General features: G+C 63.6%; 14 protein-coding genes. 9 read left to right on the plus strand and 5 right to left on the minus strand.

The window, feature by feature from the left end; translation table 11 throughout:
• Window position 1: 1 nt before the first annotated feature.
• Entirely contained in the window at window positions 2-1,552 is a 1,551-nt protein-coding gene (locus ABH945_RS01100) for an efflux transporter outer membrane subunit (RefSeq protein WP_074765544.1), read from the plus strand.
• Window positions 1,553-1,735: 183 nt separating this feature from the next.
• On the opposite strand, the gene ABH945_RS01105 is transcribed toward ABH945_RS01100, so the two are convergent.
• Window positions 1,736-3,145, minus strand: coding sequence for a nucleobase:cation symporter-2 family protein (locus ABH945_RS01105; protein WP_074765542.1), 1,410 nt, complete (start codon window positions 3,143-3,145; stop codon window positions 1,736-1,738).
• A gap of 492 nt (window positions 3,146-3,637) precedes the next feature.
• Between ABH945_RS01105 and ABH945_RS01110 the strand changes: the two genes are divergently transcribed.
• The 3 genes from ABH945_RS01110 to fghA all read left to right on the plus strand — a co-directional run bounded on the left by ABH945_RS01110 (window position 3,638) and on the right by fghA (window position 7,335).
• On the plus strand, window positions 3,638-5,068 hold the full coding sequence (locus ABH945_RS01110) for a xylulokinase (protein WP_429249467.1): 1,431 nt from the start codon (window positions 3,638-3,640) through the stop codon (window positions 5,066-5,068).
• Between the two features lie 296 nt (window positions 5,069-5,364).
• Window positions 5,365-6,471, plus strand: a complete 1,107-nt coding sequence (locus ABH945_RS01115) for an S-(hydroxymethyl)glutathione dehydrogenase/class III alcohol dehydrogenase (RefSeq protein ID WP_042321278.1) — start codon at window positions 5,365-5,367, stop codon at window positions 6,469-6,471.
• Window positions 6,472-6,486: 15 nt separating this feature from the next.
• Entirely contained in the window at window positions 6,487-7,335 is an 849-nt protein-coding gene (gene fghA / locus ABH945_RS01120) for an S-formylglutathione hydrolase (protein WP_429249468.1), read from the plus strand.
• Window positions 7,336-7,405: 70 nt separating this feature from the next.
• Here the strand turns inward: fghA and ABH945_RS01125 are convergent, their stop codons facing one another.
• The 4 genes from ABH945_RS01125 to ABH945_RS01140 all read right to left on the minus strand — a co-directional run bounded on the left by ABH945_RS01125 (window position 7,406) and on the right by ABH945_RS01140 (window position 10,850).
• Entirely contained in the window at window positions 7,406-8,188 is a 783-nt protein-coding gene (locus ABH945_RS01125; RefSeq protein WP_429249469.1) for a metal ABC transporter permease, read from the minus strand.
• A complete protein-coding gene (locus ABH945_RS01130) occupies window positions 8,181-9,179 on the minus strand; it encodes an ABC transporter ATP-binding protein (RefSeq protein WP_074765536.1) in 999 nt (332 codons plus the stop codon). Before ABH945_RS01130 ends, ABH945_RS01125 begins: the two co-directional genes overlap by 8 nt.
• Window positions 9,176-10,147, minus strand: a complete 972-nt coding sequence (locus ABH945_RS01135; RefSeq protein WP_429249470.1) for a metal ABC transporter solute-binding protein — start codon at window positions 10,145-10,147, stop codon at window positions 9,176-9,178. The genes ABH945_RS01130 and ABH945_RS01135 overlap by 4 nt, the downstream gene beginning before the upstream one ends.
• A 223-nt stretch (window positions 10,148-10,370) precedes the next feature.
• Complete coding sequence (locus ABH945_RS01140; protein WP_074765532.1) at window positions 10,371-10,850, minus strand: Fur family transcriptional regulator; 480 nt, start codon at window positions 10,848-10,850, stop codon at window positions 10,371-10,373.
• 345 nt (window positions 10,851-11,195) lie between these two features.
• On the opposite strand from ABH945_RS01140, the gene ABH945_RS01145 reads away from it, so the two are divergent.
• From ABH945_RS01145 to ABH945_RS01165, 5 genes are all read left to right on the plus strand, one after another.
• A complete protein-coding gene (locus tag ABH945_RS01145) occupies window positions 11,196-11,978 on the plus strand; it encodes an L-iditol 2-dehydrogenase (RefSeq protein WP_074765530.1) in 783 nt (260 codons plus the stop codon).
• Window positions 11,979-12,065: 87 nt separating this feature from the next.
• On the plus strand, window positions 12,066-13,388 hold the full coding sequence (locus ABH945_RS01150; protein ID WP_074765528.1) for an ABC transporter substrate-binding protein: 1,323 nt from the start codon (window positions 12,066-12,068) through the stop codon (window positions 13,386-13,388).
• Between the two features lie 185 nt (window positions 13,389-13,573).
• On the plus strand, window positions 13,574-14,509 hold the full coding sequence (locus tag ABH945_RS01155) for a carbohydrate ABC transporter permease (protein WP_074765526.1): 936 nt from the start codon (window positions 13,574-13,576) through the stop codon (window positions 14,507-14,509).
• A gap of 38 nt (window positions 14,510-14,547) precedes the next feature.
• Entirely contained in the window at window positions 14,548-15,381 is an 834-nt protein-coding gene (locus tag ABH945_RS01160; protein ID WP_171910250.1) for a carbohydrate ABC transporter permease, read from the plus strand.
• A complete protein-coding gene (locus tag ABH945_RS01165; RefSeq protein WP_429249471.1) occupies window positions 15,378-16,079 on the plus strand; it encodes an HAD family hydrolase in 702 nt (233 codons plus the stop codon). The genes ABH945_RS01160 and ABH945_RS01165 overlap by 4 nt, the downstream gene beginning before the upstream one ends.
• The last annotated feature ends 84 nt before the right edge of the window (window positions 16,080-16,163 follow it).

The raw sequence follows: 16,163 nt of genomic DNA on the forward strand, positions 1-16,163 counted from the left end.
GATGCAAAAACACTCTTTGATTGCAGTGGCGGTCGCGTTGTTCGCCACGGGTTGCACGATGGCGCCGCACTACCAGCGCCCCGATGCACCCGTGACGTCGACCTTCCCGAGCGGCGGTGTGTACGACACGCAGCCGGGCGCGACCCAGCCGGGTCAGCAGCAACAGCCCGGCTCGACCAGCACGGCGCGCAGCGCCAATGGTCAGGCCGCCGCCGACATCGGCTGGCGCGATTTCTTCGTCGATCCGCGCATGCAGCAGCTGATCGAGATCGCGCTGAAAAACAACCGCGATCTGCGTGTGTCGGTGCTGAACATGCAGGCGTCGCAGGCGCAGTACCGGATCGTTCGCGCCGGCCTGCTGCCGACGCTCGAAGCCGCGGGCTCGGGAACCCGGCAGCGTACGCCGCTGGATCTGTCGTCGGTTCCTGAGACGATTACCAGCACGTATTCGGTCGGTCTGAATGCGTCGTGGGAAATCGACTTCTTCGGGCGCGTTCAGAGCCTGAAGGATCAGGCGTTGGCGACCTACCTGGGCACGACCCAGGCGCGCAAGGCAGCGGAAATCGCGCTCGTCTCGCAGGTGGCGAACCAGTACCTGACGGTGCTCGAGCTCGACGATCTGCTGAAGGTCACGCAGGACACGCTGAAGACCGCGCAGGACTCGTACCGCATCACCAAGCTGCAGTTCGACAACGGCACGGGTTCGGAACTCGATCTGCGTCAGGCGCAGACGGTGGTCGAAACGGCCGGCGCGAATCTGCAGGCGCAGGCGCGTTTGCGGGCTCAGGCCGAGAACGCGCTGGTGCTGCTGCTGGGCGAGCCGTTGCCGGCTGACCTGGCGCCGGGTCTGAAGCTGAACGACCAGAATCTGCTCACGGATATTCCGGCGGGTCTGCCGTCCGATCTGCTGACGCGTCGTCCGGACATCATGGAGGCCGAGGAGAATCTGCTCGCGGCCAACGCGAATATCGGCGCGGCGCGGGCAGCGTTCTTCCCGCAAGTCACGCTGACGGGCAGTGTCGGTACGTTGAGCCCGACGTTGGGCGGTCTGTTCAAGCCGGGTTCGGCTGCGTGGAGTTTCGCGCCGTCGATCACGGTGCCGATTTTCGAGGGCGGCCAGTTGAAGGCCAGCCTCGACGTCGCGAACATCCAGAAGAACGTCCAGATCGCCACGTATGAAAAGGCGATCCAGACGGCCTTCCGCGAAGTGGCGGACGGACTGGCGGCGCGCGGCACGTACGATCAGCAGATCCAGTCGCTGGAGCGCAATACGTTTGCGGAACAGCGTCGCCTCGATCTGTCGAATCTGCGCTATACGAACGGTGTCGACAGCTATCTGTCGGTGCTGACGGCGCAGACCGATCTGTACACGTCGCAGACGTCGCTGATTACGGCACGGATGGAACGTCTGCAGAACCTGGTCACGCTGTACCAGGCGCTGGGCGGCGGGTGGATCGAGCATACCGGCGATCAACCGCGTCCGGCCGATGCACCGGTCGACTACGGCGCAGCGAGCGCGCCGGTGGCGGCTTCGGCGGCGACGGCGGGTTGAGTTAAGGTAAGTCTTGCGCGGGCGGCTGCGCGGAGTGGGTTCAGTTTTAACGAAACCGTTCTGCGCAGTTAGCTGAAGCGGAGCAGAAATAGAAAAAGCCACGGCATGCCGTGGCTTTTTCTATTTCTGCCGCCATACGGGTATGCGTGACGCCGCAATTCGCAGCGGCGCTACCGTGCGTCGTTAATGCAAATCCACCGCGCGCAGCATCTGATCTCCCTGCGCTTCATTCCCTCCACGTCCGTCGAAATCATGCCCCGCGCTGCGAATCTCGCAGCGCGCCTTCTTCTCGCTCTTCACGCCGTTGAAGATCAGATTCAGCACCACCGCCGACACCGAAGCCAGCAGAATCCCGCTATGCAGCAGCGGCGACAGCGCAGGCGGCAGCTTCGAGAAAAAGTGCGGCGACACCACCGGCACCAGACCCAGCCCGATACTCACCGCGACGATGAACAGGTTGTGGTGGTTCTTCACGAAGTCGACCTTGGACAGCACCTTGATGCCGTTCGCCGCGACCATCCCGAACATCACGATACCCGCGCCGCCGAGCACGAACGCCGGCACCGACGCGACCACCTGCGCCATCTTCGGGAACAGGCCGAGCAGCACCAGAATCACGCCGCCCATCGCGCAGACAAAGCGGCTCTTCACGCCGGTCACGCCGATCAGGCCGACGTTCTGCGAAAACGACGTATGCGGGAACGAGTTGAAGATGCCGCCGATCAGCGTGCCCAGACCGTCAACACGCAAGCCGCGCACAAGCGTCTTCTGATCGACCGGGCGATCGACCATGTCGCCGACCGCGAGGAACATGCCGGTCGATTCGATGAAGGTGACGAACATCACGGTGACCATCGTCGCGATCGACAGCGGGTCGAAGTGCGGCAGGCCGAAGTGGAACGGCATCACGAAGCCGACCCACGGAGCGTGCGTGACGCCGTCCATGTTGACGCGGCCGAGCGCGAGCGCAATCACGAAGCCCGCGACGATCCCGAGCAGTACCGAGATGTTGGCGAGAAAGCCTTTGGCGAACTTGTTGATCAGCAGGATCAGCATCAGCACGACCAGCGACAGACCGAGGTAGATCGGGTTGCCGTAATCGGGATTGCCCACACCGCCCGCCGCCCAGTTGATGCCGACTTCCATCAGCGACAGACCGATCACCGAGATCACCACGCCGATCACCACCGGCGGGAAGAAGCGCAGCAATTTGCCGACCATCGGCGCGAGGATGATGCCGACCACACCGGCCGCGATAGTCGAGCCGAAGATATCGAGAATGCCGAGCGAAGGATTTGTGCCGATCGCGACCATCGGACCGACGGCGGCGAACGTGCAGCCCATGATGACGGGCAAACGGATGCCGAAGATCCACAACCCGAGGGTCTGGATCAACGTGGCGATGCCGCAGGAAAACAGGTCGGCGCTGATCAGGAACGCGATCTGGTCTTTCGGCAACTTGAGAGCGGCGCCAATGATCAGCGGCACCGCGACCGCGCCGGCGTACATCACCAGAACGTGCTGAATGCCGAGGGTGAGCAACTGGGCTGCGGGCAGTCTCTCGTCGCACGGGTGAACCGTGTTCGATTGCATATCTCTGTCTCCACCAATCTGTTTTGGGAATGACTCCAAGGTATCGGGGACGAAAATGTGCAACAAGACCACTGGGGCCTATTCCGGCATTCCCGGTGACGATATGCGTGGGCGTCGATTGAAAGGGGATTTAAAGGTGCGTGAATCTCGCCGACCCGCTCAGCCCCTTGCAGCGGCGATTCAGCGTTGGCCGCCCCGTATGTCCTCGCCGATGGGATATGTGTGAGAATCAATGAGGTGTATCCCGCTCAGCGCATAGTCCTGTTTTGAGGTGGCTCGTCCGGTGACGGGGTTAACCCGCTATTCTGCTTTTTCGGCGGGCGTTCGGGAGACTTTGCAAAGGGCGGCGCGCATGTGAAAACCGACGCGTTTTGCGGGCATTTTCCCGATGTTTTTTCGTGTGACGGCACGCATGATTTTCCGCCTGTCGCGTGGCCTTTCATCGCTCCGTTTTCGTTGATTCACGCTTACCTCACTTTCAACACATCGCTCATGAGTTTTCTCGGCATCGATCTCGGCACCGGTTCCCTCAAAGTGGCAATCGTCGATCGGCAAGGGCGCGAGCAGGCCGTCGCGAGCGTCGCGTACGCACTCGAAACACCGCATGCGGGTTGGGCCGAGACATCGGTGCAAACCTGGTGGCGCGCGTTGTGCGATGCGATGGCGCGTCTGCCGGACGATTTGCGCGGCGACGTGCAGGCCATTGGTTTCTCCGGGCAGATGCACGGCGTCGTATTGATCGATGAAAAGCACGAAGCAGTGCGGCCCGCGATGCTGTGGCCCGACACGCGCGCTCTGGATCTGCTCGCGCAATGGCCCGAGCCGCAGCCGAATCCGGTCGCGCCCGGCATGGCGGGGCCGCTGTTGCGCTGGATCGTGCTGCACGAGCCGCAGTCGGCGAGCCGTACGCGCTGGGCGTTGCAGCCGAAAGACTGGCTGCGCGTCGCGTTAGGCGGCGCGGTGGCCACCGATCCGTCGGACGCCTGTGCAACCGCGCTCGCCGATCCCGCCGGCGTGTGGGACGCGGCGCTGCTGGGGCGGCTCGACATTCCGCGTGAATGGTTCGCGCCGCTGGCGCCATCTTATGCAGCGGGCGGCGTGTTGTCGGACGAAGCGGCGCGCGCGTTGGGTCTGCGCGCGGGAATCGTGCTCGCGACCGGCGGCGCGGATACGCCGTGCGCCGCGCTCGGCAGCGGCCTCGCGCACGACGGCGACGCGTTGCTGACCACCGGCACTGGCGGCCAGATCGTCGTGCTGTCCGCACAATCGCCCACTGCGGTGCGCGGCTTGCATCGCTATCGGGCGGCGAGCGATCACTGGTACCGGATGGCGGCGATGCAGAACGTCGGCATTGCACTGGAGCGTGTCCGCGGATGGCTATCGTATGAATGGACTGATGCTTACCGGGATGCATTCGACGATGCCGACGCCAGCGCCAGCCTGACCTTTCTCCCGTACCTCACCGGCGAACGCACACCATGGCTCAACCCGAGCGCGCGTGGCGGCTGGCTCGGCCTCGCGCTCGACCACACGCCCGGCACGATGATGCGTGCCGCGTTCGAAGGCGTCGCATTTTCACTGCGTGCCGGGCTCGACGCGATCCGCGCGAGCGGCGCGTCGGTGACAATGCTGAAGCTCGCGGGCGGCGGTTCCGTCGATCCCCGTTGGCGTCAGTTGCTCGCCAATGCGTTGAACGTCGAGCTATATGCGGTGGATTGTCCGAATGCCGCGCCACGCGGCGCTGCCATTCTCGGCGGTCTCGCAAGCGGACACTGGCACGCGGACGATCTCGCCACGCTTGCGCCAGGCGCGACGCGTGTCGCCGGTCCGCGAGACGATGCGCAGCTTGCCGAGCGTTACGCACGTTTCCTCGATCTTTATGGCCGGGTAGAAAGCTGGTTCGGCGACACATCGCCGCGCTAGCCTGCGCAATGTCCGGGATGGACAATGCCGTGACGCACTTTGCAATACCATTACGCTTTTCGCACGTTAAGTTGAAGCGCGGAGGTATCGGCGGCATGGGGAGGTACGCTGCCTATGTCGATCACTGAGCCGTCATCGCCTGGCTTTACGCGAGCGGCGAACAGCGTGCGAGCCCGGCGTCAGATGCCAGCGTGCGAAGCAGGCGCACGTAGAACGCAGCAACAGCCCGACACCCACGCGCCGCGCGGCAATCGCCCGCGACGCGTTGCATTCACAGACTCACAGGAGCATTCACGATGAAAACGAAAGCAGCAATTGCATGGAAAGCCGGCGCCCCGTTGACGATCGAGGAAGTCGATCTCGAAGGGCCGCGTGCCGGTGAAGTCCTGATCGAAGTGAAGGCAACGGGCATCTGTCATACCGACTACTACACGCTGTCGGGCGCAGACCCCGAAGGCATTTTCCCGGCGATTCTCGGCCACGAAGGCGCCGGTGTGATCGTCGACACGGGTCCGGGCGTCGGCACGTTGAAGAAGGGCGACCACGTCATTCCGCTGTACACGCCGGAATGCCGCCAGTGCAAGTTCTGTCTGTCGCGCAAGACCAACCTGTGCCAGGCCATCCGTTCGACGCAAGGCAAGGGCTTGATGCCCGACGCAACCTCGCGTTTCTCGCTCGACGGCAAGCCGCTGTTTCACTACATGGGCACGTCCACGTTTTCGAACTACATCGTCGTGCCGGAAATCGCGGTCGCGAAAGTGCGTGAAGACGCGCCGTTCGACAAGATCTGCTACATCGGCTGCGGCGTGACGACCGGCGTCGGCGCGGTCGTGTATTCGGCGAAGGTCGAAGCGGGCGCGAACGTGGTGGTGTTCGGTCTCGGCGGCATCGGGCTGAACGTGATCCAGGGCGCGAAGATGGTCGGCGCGGACAAGATCATCGGCGTCGATCTGAACCCGGGCCGCGTCGAACTGGCGAAGAAGTTCGGCATGACGCACTTCATCAACCCGAACGAAGTCGAGAACGTGGTCGACCATATCGTGCAACTCACCGATGGCGGCGCGGACTACTCGTTCGAATGCATCGGCAACACGAAGGTGATGCGTCAGGCGCTCGAATGCACGCACAAGGGTTGGGGCCAGTCGTTCATCATCGGCGTGGCGGCGGCGGGCGAGGAAATCAGCACGCGTCCGTTCCAGCTCGTGACCGGCCGCGAGTGGAAGGGCTCCGCATTCGGCGGCGCACGTGGCCGCACCGACGTGCCGAAGATCGTCGACTGGTACATGGAAGGCAAGATCAATATCGACGATCTGATCACGCACCGTCTGCCGCTCGAACGCATCAACGAAGGCTTCGATCTGATGAAGAAGGGCGAGTCGATCCGCTCGGTCGTGCTGTACTAAACCAGGAGCGTAGCGATGCTTGAATTATTGTCGTCGCACGCGAGCCACGGCGGCGAGCAGCGCTTCTACCGGCACGCATCGCAGACCATCGGTCTGCCGATGCGTTTCTCGGTGTACCTGCCGCCGCAGGCTTTGCAGCCGAACGCGAACGTGCCCGCGCTGTTCTACCTCGCGGGTTTGACCTGCACCGAAGAAACCTTTCCGATGAAGGGCGGCGCGCAGCGCTTCGCCGCGCAGCACGGCATCGCGCTGATCGCGCCGGACACGAGTCCGCGCGGTGCGGGCGTGCCGGGCGAAAGCGCGGCGTGGGACTTCGGCGTGGGCGCGGGTTTCTATGTCGATGCCACGCAGGAACCTTGGTCGAAGCACTACCGGATGTACTCCTACGTGCGGGACGAACTGCGCGAAACGGTGCTCGCGAATCTGCCGGTGGACGGCGCGCGGCTCGGCATCTTCGGGCATTCGATGGGCGGTCACGGCGCGTTGATGCTGGCGCTGAAGAATCCGGAGATTTACCGGTCGGTGTCGGCATTCGCGCCGATTGCCGCGCCGACGCGCTGCCCATGGGGCGAGAAGGCGTTCGGCGGTTATCTGGGTGACGACCGCGAAGCGTGGAAGCAGTACGACGCGAGCGAACTGGTCGCGCGCGCGTCGCGCAAGTTCGCAGAAGGGATTCTGGTGGATCAGGGTCTCGCGGATCAATTCCTCGCCGAGCAACTGAATCCGGATGTGTTCGAAGCCGCTTGCCAGGCCGCCGGTCAGCCGCTGACGTTACGGCGTCACGCGGGTTACGACCACGGCTATTACTTCATCTCGACGTTCATCGAGGATCACCTCGCGCATCACGCGAAGGTGCTGCTCTAGGACCGGGTAGACCGACGACGGCGGCGCGCAGATGCATCAGCCGCCGTTATCGGAAAACCTCACTCGCGGCCTAGCGCCGCCGCAACAAACTCCCGCCATACACCACCGCCGACAGCACGGTGATCCAGAAGCTCGTCGGCCAGTCGGTATAGAAAGCCAGCGTCAGACCCAGCCACGCCTGCACCAGCGCGAATACCGCAGCAAGCACGAGGCCGGTCGACAAACGCGTCGTCATGTTCTGTGCGGCCGCAGCTGGGCCGACCATCAGCGTGAACACCAGCAACACGCCGACGATCTGCGTACAGGCGGCGACAGCCAGCGCGGCGATCGCGAGAAACAGCACCGACACGCGGCGCAGCGACACGCCTTTGGCCTCGGCCAGTTCCGGCTGCAACGACGCGAACAGCAAGGGCCGCATGATCACGGCCAGCGCGCCCAGGCTGACCACGCCCAACGCCGCGAGCACGACCAGCGTCGACGAATTCACGCCGAGCACGTTGCCGAACAGCAGCGCCGTGACCTGGGTCGCGTACGCGGTGAAGAAGTGCAGAAACAGCAAGCCGAAGCCGAGCGACAGCGACAGGATCACGCCGATCGCCACGTCGCGCCCCGCGAGACGCTCGCCGAGCGCGCCCATGCCGATGCCCGCCGCGAGCGTGAAGCCGATCATCCCCCAGATCGGGGAGATGCCGATCAGCACTGCGCCGGTCGCGCCGGTGAAGCCGACGTGCGACAGCGCGTGGCCCGCGAAGGTCTGTCCGCGCATCACCAGAAAATAGCCGACCACGCCCGCCAGCACCGCGACGATCCCCGACGCCGCGAATGCGTTCACCATGAAATCGTATTCAAACATCGTGCTTGTGTCCGTCGCGTGAGTCGTGGTGTGAGTGGCCGTGCGACTGGCCGTGGTCGTGCGAATGCCCGTGGGAATGTGAATGCGAGTGGCCGCCGGCTTCGTCGTGTTCGTGCTCGTGATCGTGTTTTTCCACTTCGACGTCGCCCGACATCACGAAGATGCGGCCGTTCACGCGCATCACGTCGATCGGCGAGCCGTAGAGGCGCGACAGCACGGGACGCGTGATCACCTCGTCGACGGTGCCGAGCGCCGCCACGCCGCTGCCGAGATACAGCACGCGGTCGAGCGAGTTCAGCAGCGGATTCAGTTCATGTGCGGAAAACAGCACGGCAATGCCGAGTTCCCGCTGCACGCGCCGCACCAGTTCGACCACGCTCTTCTGATGATGCGGGTCGAGGCTGATCAGCGGTTCGTCCAGAAGCAGCAGCTTGGGATTGCCGAGCAGACACTGCGCGAGCAGCAGCCGCTGACGTTCGCCGCCCGACAGTTCCGACAGAGGCCGTTCGGCCAGCTTCAGACCACCCACCAGATCCAGCACGCGCTCGACGTCCGCGCGGGTCGTCGCGTCGGCGTGCGGCAGGCCCCAGCGATGACCGTCGGCGGCCATCGCGACGAAATCGCGGCCGCGCACGCGCCGTCCCGCGAGCGCGCTGCGCGTTTGCGGCATATAGCCGATCGACGCGTTGCCGCGCTCCACCGGCTGACCGAGCACGCGGATCGAGCCGTGCGCTGCCGGCACGAGGCCGAGCACGGCGCGCATCAGCGTGGTCTTGCCCGCGCCGTTCGGCCCGAGTACGCCGATAAATTCGCCCTGATTCACCGAGAAGCCAGTGTCGCGCAAGATCGTGCGGTCGCCGAGTTCGAGGGTCACGTGGTCGAGTTCGAGCACGGGCGCTCCGCTGGAAGCCCGGTCTGCTGCGCCCGTAGGCGCATTGGCGGCCGCGCTGGCTGCCGGATTAGCTGGCGCGATGCGGCCAGTCGAAGTCATTGGGTTTTTCCTTTTACGCCCGGAGCCGTGGCCGCCGCTTTTGCACCGTTCGCGTCGCCCGCAGCCAGCGCCGTGCCCAGCGCGTCGAGCTGCGAGAGCATCCACGTCTGATAGGTCTTGCCGGCCGGCTGGGTTTCGGTGACGCTCATCGTCGGCACCTTCGATTGCTGCGCGAGCTTCAACATACGTTGGGTCAGGGCCTCGGTTGCCTGGCTGTTATAGATCAGAACGCGCACCTGCTTCTCGCGCAGATCGCGTTCGAACGCGGCGATATCGCTCGCGCTGGCTTCGGTGTCGTTCATCGCCGCGAGCTGGAAGCGCTGGTTGCGCATGCTCAGCCCGATCGCGTCCGACATGTAGCCGAACACCGGTTCGGTCGCCGTGACCGGCAGGCCCGCATAGCGGCCATGCAGATCAGCGACTTTGGCGTCGATCGGCTTCAGCGAGTCGAGAAACTTCGCGAGGTTCGCATCGTACGCCGACTTGTGCGCCGGGTCAGCCGCGACCAGTGCGTCGCTCACCGCGCGCGCCACTTTCGGCATGGTCGCCGGGTCGTACCAGAGGTGCGGATTATCGCCGCCTTTCCTGCCGGTGAGGTCGGCGGCGACGATGACCGTGCGCTTCGCTCCCTTCGACGCGGCCAGCAATTTTGCCATCCACGGATCGTAGTCGGCGCCGTTGTAGACCACAAGGCTCGCATGCTGCAACGCGCGCGCGGTCTTCGGGCTGGCTTCGAACAGATGCGGGTCCTGGTCGGGGTTGCTGAGGATGCTCGTCACGTCCACGCGATCGCCGCCCAGTTGCTGGACCACGTCGCCATAGAAGTTTTCCGCGGCGACCACCGGGATTTTCGGGTCCGCCGCGAACGCGCTGTGAGCGAGCGCGAACACCGCCGCGCCTGCGGCCAGATACTTCGACAGTTTCAGCGCACGGTGCGCCCCGATCCACTTCGAGCCGATCTTTTTCATCGTTGTTTCCTGCTGCGTGAGAGTTGAATGAATCACAGAGGTTGAAATGGGGCGCCCGGGCCGCGGCGAAGGCGGGCGATTGCGCGGTCCGGGTGCGTGGATCGACGCGCGGTTTTGTGCGCGGTAGTGGCCGCCCAAAGCGGCGGCGGCCCTTCGTTCAGGCTCGCTGCCGAGCGTGCCGCGATGCAGACCGCCGGGCGCGTCATTTTTCGCCACGTTCCCGTCATGCCGACGCCCCCGCAGCCCGTTCCGCCCGCGCGCACAGCGCACACAAACCGCTCAGTTCGATCACCTGCCGGCGTACCTCGAATCCATGCGCGGGTTCGCTATGCGACAACTGATCGGCGAGGTCGTCGCCGGGAATCTCGACGGTCGCGCCACAACCGTCGCACATCAGAAACTGGCTGCGATGCGGCACGCCGATCTCGCAACAGGCCACGAACGCATTCTTCGACTCGATCCGGTGGACGAAGCCGTGCGCGAGCAGAAACTCGAGCGCGCGATACACCGTGGTGGGCGGCATCCGGCCGCGCTGCGGTTCGAGCGTGTCCATCAATTCGTAGGCGCCGATGGGCCGCTCGCTCGCCACGATCGCCGCGTATACCTGACGACGCAGCGGCGTCAGCGCGAGCCCATGCAACGCGGCGTGCGCTTCGGCGTGCGCGAGCCGCACGGCGCGGTGTTCTGCAATCGACATGGCCATCGGCGTGGGCCTCCCCGGCAAGCGGCAATGAGTGAGCAACGGACGCTTCGCTGGCTGCCCAATCGAAGCAAGGTCGGAATGATATAACGTATCTCGATTTTTTGTCAGCGGGTCGCGCAGAAATGCGGATTGGCAGTCCGCGATTTCTCGTACTAATTTGGCTGAGGGCATGCAATGCGCGTAGGAGGCCTTCCGCGCTGCACCATCGAAATCTGTCAGAGCGCCTTGACATGACCCGGTCCGTATCCGATCATTCGACCACAAGCAGAGCAATTGTTCGCGCAATGAGCGTTCGCTCACCGCGACTCAAGAATCTCGACAAGCAGAACGAACCGGAGACAGGCAGTGGCGGCACGATTGCAAGACAAGGTGGCGATTCTGACGGGCGCGGCAAGCGGAATCGGCGAGGCGGTGGCCAAACGGTATCTGGACGAAGGCGCGCGTTGCGTGCTGGTCGACGTGAAACCGGCCGACAGTTTCGGCGACGCGCTGCGTGCCGCTCACGGCGACCGCGTGCTGACCGTCAGCGCTGACGTCACGCGCCGCGACGATATCGAACGCATTCTGGCGAGCACGCTGGAGCGTTTCGGTCAGGTCGACATTCTGTTCAACAACGCGGCGCTGTTCGACATGCGCCCGATCCTCGACGAATCCTGGGACGTGTTCGACCGCCTGTTCGCGGTCAACGTGAAGGGCATGTTCTTCCTGATGCAAACCGTCGCGCGAAAAATGGTCGAGCAGGGACATGGCGGCAAGATCATCAATATGTCATCGCAAGCCGGGCGGCGCGGCGAGGCGCTCGTGTCGCACTACTGCGCGACCAAGGCCGCCGTGCTCAGCTATACGCAGTCGGCGGCACTGGCGCTCGCGCCGCACAAGATCAACGTGAACGGCATTGCGCCGGGCGTCGTCGATACGCCGATGTGGAAAGAGGTCGACGCGCTGTTCGCGCAGTATGAAAACCGGCCGCTCGGCGAGAAGAAACGCCTGGTCGGCGAAGCGGTGCCGCTCGGGCGCATGGGTGTGCCCGACGATCTGACCGGCGCTGCATTGTTCCTCGCATCGGCGGACGCTGATTACATCACCGCACAAACCTTGAACGTCGACGGCGGTAACTGGATGAGTTGATTGCAGGCGCGAGCCTTGCTCATTTCACCGTCATTTTCGTAAAACAGACGCAGCACCACATAACGTACGAGAAAAAGGAGACATCACATGAAACCAGCCTTCAAATCCGCGCTGAAAGCGGCGAGTGCCGGCGCTGTCGCGTGCTTCGCGTTGAGCGCATCCGCGGCGACGGTGACCATCGCCACGTTGAACAACCCGGACATGATCGAGCTGAAAAAGCTCTCGCCCGCATTCGAAAAAGCGAATCCGGACATCAAGCTGAACTGGGTGATTCTCGAAGAAAACGTGTTGCGTCAACGCGCGACGACCGACATCACCACTGGCAGCGGCCAGTTCGACGTGATGACGATCGGCGCGTACGAAACGCCGCAATGGGGCAAGCGCGGCTGGCTCACGCCGCTCACGAATCTCCCCGCCGATTACGATCTGAACGACGTCGTGAAGACGGCCCGCGACGGCTTGTCTAGCGGTGGTCAGTTGTACGCGCTGCCGTTCTACGTCGAAAGCTCGATGACGTATTACCGCAAGGACCTGTTCGACAAGGCCGGCCTCAAGATGCCGGATCAGCCGACCTACGACCAGATCGCACAATTCGCCGACAAGCTCACCGACAAGGCCAACGGCCAGTACGGCATCTGCCTGCGCGGCAAGGCGGGCTGGGGCGAAAACATGGCGTATGGCACGACGGTCGTGAACACGTTCGGCGGACGCTGGTTCGACGAGAAGTGGAATGCGCAGCTCACGTCGCCGGAATGGAAGAAGGCGATGACGTTCTACGTCGATCTGCTGCGCAAGGACGGCCCTCCGGGAGCCAGCTCGAATGGCTTCAACGAAAACCTCACGCTGATGTCGTCGGGCAAGTGCGCGATGTGGATCGACGCGACGGTTGCAGCGGGCATGCTCTACAACAAGAACCAGTCGCAGATTGCGGACAAGGTCGGCTTCGCGGCCGCGCCGATCGCGGTCACGCCGAAGGGTTCGCACTGGTTGTGGGCCTGGGCGCTCGCGATTCCGAAGTCGTCGAAGCAGGCTGATTCGGCGAAGAAGTTCATCACGTGGGCGACCTCGAAGGAATACATCGAACTGGTCGCGAAGGACGAAGGCTGGGCCTCGGTGCCGCCGGGAACGCGTCAGTCGACTTACGCGCGCCCCGAGTACCAGAAGGCCGCACCGTTCGGCGCATTCGTGCTGAAGGCGATCGAAACAGCGGACCCGGATCATCCGACGCTCAAGCCGGTGCCGTACACCGGTGTGCAGTTCGTCGGGATTCCTGAGTTCCAGTCGTTCGGCACCGTGGTCGGTCAGAGCATCTCCGGTGCGATTGCCGGTCAGATGACGGTCGATCAGGCGCTGGCAGCAGGCAACGCCACCGCGGATCGCGCGGTCAAGCAGGCCGGCTATCAGAAGTAAGCCGCCCGGATCGGGAAACCCGCCACACGGTTAATGTGGCACGCGCCGGCTGACGCCCGTCAGCCGGCCCACGCAGCACAGCGGACCTGTTCCGCCGCGTGCGGACGTTGTGGCGTCGCCAGATGCCGCAGCAGTTCGCGCGGCCGATGCAAACAGTCCGCGCATTACCGAACAGGTGGTCAATCATGCGTCCTTTGCGCCTACCTCTCATGCATGCCCATCCCCAGACAGAAAAAGAACGTGAAGCCCGCAAGGCCAATTCAGCACGCTGGCTAGCCACGCCGTCGGTCGCCGTGCTGGTGTTGTGGATGGCGATCCCGCTCGCGATGACGATCTGGTTTTCGTTCTCGCGCTACAACCTGCTGAATCCGGATATTCGCGGTTTTGCCGGCTTCGACAACTACCGGTTCCTTGCCACCGATCCTTCGTTTCTCCCGTCGATCGCGCATACGCTCGAACTGATCATCTCCGTGCTGGTGATCACGGTGGTCGGCGGCGTGCTGATGTCGATTCTGTTCGACCGCAAGTTTTACGGCCAGGGCGTTGCGCGGCTGCTCGCCATCGCGCCGTTCTTCGTGATGCCGACCGTCAGCGCGTTGATCTGGAAGAACATGATCCTGCACCCGGTGTATGGCCTGATCGCGCAGGGCATGCGCGCGATGGGCATGCAGCCGATCGACTGGTTCGCCGACTACCCGCTGATCGCGGTCATCATGATCGTCGCGTGGCAGTGGCTGCCGTTCGCGTTCCTGATCCTGTTCACGGCGATCCAGTCGCTCGACCAGGAGCAGAAGGAAGCTGCGAAGATCGACGGCGCGGGGCCGTTCTCGATGTTCTTCTACATCACGCTGCCGCACCTGAAGCGCGCGATCGCCGTGGTGGTGATGATGGAAACGATTTTCCTGCTGTCGATCTTCGCCGAAATCTACACGACCACGGGCGGCGGTCCGGGCACCGCGACCACCAATCTGTCGTACCTGATTTTCTCGCTGGGCCTGCAACAGTTCGACGTCGGTCTTGCGTCGGCGGGCGGCATTCTCGCTGTCGTGCTGGCTAACATCGTGTCGTTCTTCCTCGTGCGGATGCTCGCGAAGAACCTCAAAGGGGAGTACGAAAAATGAGCCACGTTGCCTCCACTCCGGCGTCGTCGACGACGCCCATGACCGTGCCGGCCAAGTCGCCGTTCGATGTGATCCGCCGTGGCATTCCTGGCGTGATTGCGTGGCTCGTCGCGCTGCTGCTGTTTTTCCCGATCTTCTGGATGACGATCACCGCATTCAAGACCGAGCAGCAGGCCTATTCATCGTCGCTGTTTTTTATTCCAACGCTCGATAGCTTCCGCGAAGTGTTCGCGCGCAGTAACTACTTTTCGTTCGCGTGGAACTCGATTCTGATTTCCGTGGGCGTTACGGTGCTGTGCCTGATTCTCGCCGTGCCCGCTGCCTACGCGATGGCGTTCTTCCCGACGCGCCGCACGCAGAAAGTGTTGCTGTGGATGCTGTCCACCAAGATGATGCCGTCGGTCGGCGTGCTGGTGCCGATCTATCTGCTGTGGAAAAACAGCGGGCTGCTCGACACGGTGTCGGGTCTGGTGATCGTCTACACGCTGATCAATCTGCCGATTGCGGTGTGGATGTCGTTCACGTACTTCGCCGAAATTCCACGCGATATTCTCGAAGCGGGGCGCATCGACGGTGCGGCGACGTGGCAGGAAATCGTCTATCTGCTGATGCCGATGTCGCTGCCGGGGCTTGCATCCACCGCGCTGCTGCTGGTGATCCTGTCGTGGAACGAAGCGTTCTGGAGCATCAACCTATCGAGTTCGAACGCCGCGCCGCTGACCGTGTTCATCGCGTCGTATTCGAGTCCTGAAGGGTTGTTCTGGGCCAAGCTGTCGGCGGCTTCGCTGCTGGCGGTCGCGCCCATCCTGATCGTCGGCTGGCTGTCGCAGAAGCAACTGGTGCGCGGCCTTACATTCGGGGCGGTGAAATGACCGCAGGGACGAATGCACGCAACCTCGCGCTGATCTGCGATTGCGACGGCGTGCTGATCGACAGCGAAGCCGTGGCAGCGCGCATGCTGGTGCATGAACTGGAAGCACGCTGGCCCGACACCGATGTCGAGCCGGTCGTGCTGCCGCTGCTTGGCCTGCGCATCGAAATGGTGTTGCAGGGCACGGCGGCGCAACTCGGCAAGAGCCTCAGCGCCGACGATATCGACGCGATCCGCCGCGCGGTGGAAGCCGCCGCGATGCAAGCGCCGACGGTAGACGGCATCGAGGCCGCGCTTGCCCAGGTGCCGCTGGTGAAAGGCTGCGCGAGCAACAGCTTTCGGCCGTACGTGGAGACTGTGCTGAAGCGCACCGGCCTCGTGCAGTTTTTCGATGACCGGCTGTTTTGCGCGGATGCCGTGCCGAATCCAAAGCCTGCGCCCGATGTCTATCTCGCGGCGGCACAGGGTCTCGGCCTCGCGCCGGCCTTGTGCCTCGTCGTCGAAGACAGCGTGACGGGCGTGACGGCAGCGACGGCTGCGGGTATGACGGTGCTGGGTTTTATCGGCGGTGGTCATGCGAGCGACGCGCAGATCGATAAGCTGCATGCAGCAGGCGCACGCCACGTCTTCGACGATATGCGCCAGTTGCCGGATCTCGTCGCGCAATGGACGTTGAGCACGGCGGCCGCCGCGCCGTGAACGCGGTGAGTGCGGCGACACAAGTAGGCGCATCGAAGTGGGTGGCGGGGCCAACATAAGCACATAAGCAGTTCATATCGCTGA

Source organism: Paraburkholderia sp. GAS333 (assembly GCF_050435665.1).
GTDB classification, from domain to species: domain Bacteria; phylum Pseudomonadota; class Gammaproteobacteria; order Burkholderiales; family Burkholderiaceae; genus Paraburkholderia; species Paraburkholderia fungorum_A.

Coding starts and splice junctions, on each gene's coding strand:
- ABH945_RS01150 (WP_074765528.1), top strand. CDS start 12,066: ATGAAACCAGCCTTCAAATCCGCGCTGAAAGCGGCGAGTGCCGGCGCT.
- ABH945_RS01125 (WP_429249469.1), bottom strand. CDS start 8,188: ATGTTTGAATACGATTTCATGGTGAACGCATTCGCGGCGTCGGGGATC.
- ABH945_RS01160 (WP_171910250.1), top strand. CDS start 14,548: ATGACCGTGCCGGCCAAGTCGCCGTTCGATGTGATCCGCCGTGGCATT.
- ABH945_RS01135 (WP_429249470.1), bottom strand. CDS start 10,147: ATGAAAAAGATCGGCTCGAAGTGGATCGGGGCGCACCGTGCGCTGAAA.
- ABH945_RS01105 (WP_074765542.1), bottom strand. CDS start 3,145: ATGCAATCGAACACGGTTCACCCGTGCGACGAGAGACTGCCCGCAGCC.
- ABH945_RS01165 (WP_429249471.1), top strand. CDS start 15,378: ATGACCGCAGGGACGAATGCACGCAACCTCGCGCTGATCTGCGATTGC.
- ABH945_RS01130 (WP_074765536.1), bottom strand. CDS start 9,179: ATGACTTCGACTGGCCGCATCGCGCCAGCTAATCCGGCAGCCAGCGCG.
- ABH945_RS01100 (WP_074765544.1), top strand. CDS start 2: ATGCAAAAACACTCTTTGATTGCAGTGGCGGTCGCGTTGTTCGCCACG.
- ABH945_RS01140 (WP_074765532.1), bottom strand. CDS start 10,850: ATGGCCATGTCGATTGCAGAACACCGCGCCGTGCGGCTCGCGCACGCC.
- ABH945_RS01115 (WP_042321278.1), top strand. CDS start 5,365: ATGAAAACGAAAGCAGCAATTGCATGGAAAGCCGGCGCCCCGTTGACG.
- fghA (WP_429249468.1), top strand. CDS start 6,487: ATGCTTGAATTATTGTCGTCGCACGCGAGCCACGGCGGCGAGCAGCGC.
- ABH945_RS01155 (WP_074765526.1), top strand. CDS start 13,574: ATGCGTCCTTTGCGCCTACCTCTCATGCATGCCCATCCCCAGACAGAA.
- ABH945_RS01110 (WP_429249467.1), top strand. CDS start 3,638: ATGAGTTTTCTCGGCATCGATCTCGGCACCGGTTCCCTCAAAGTGGCA.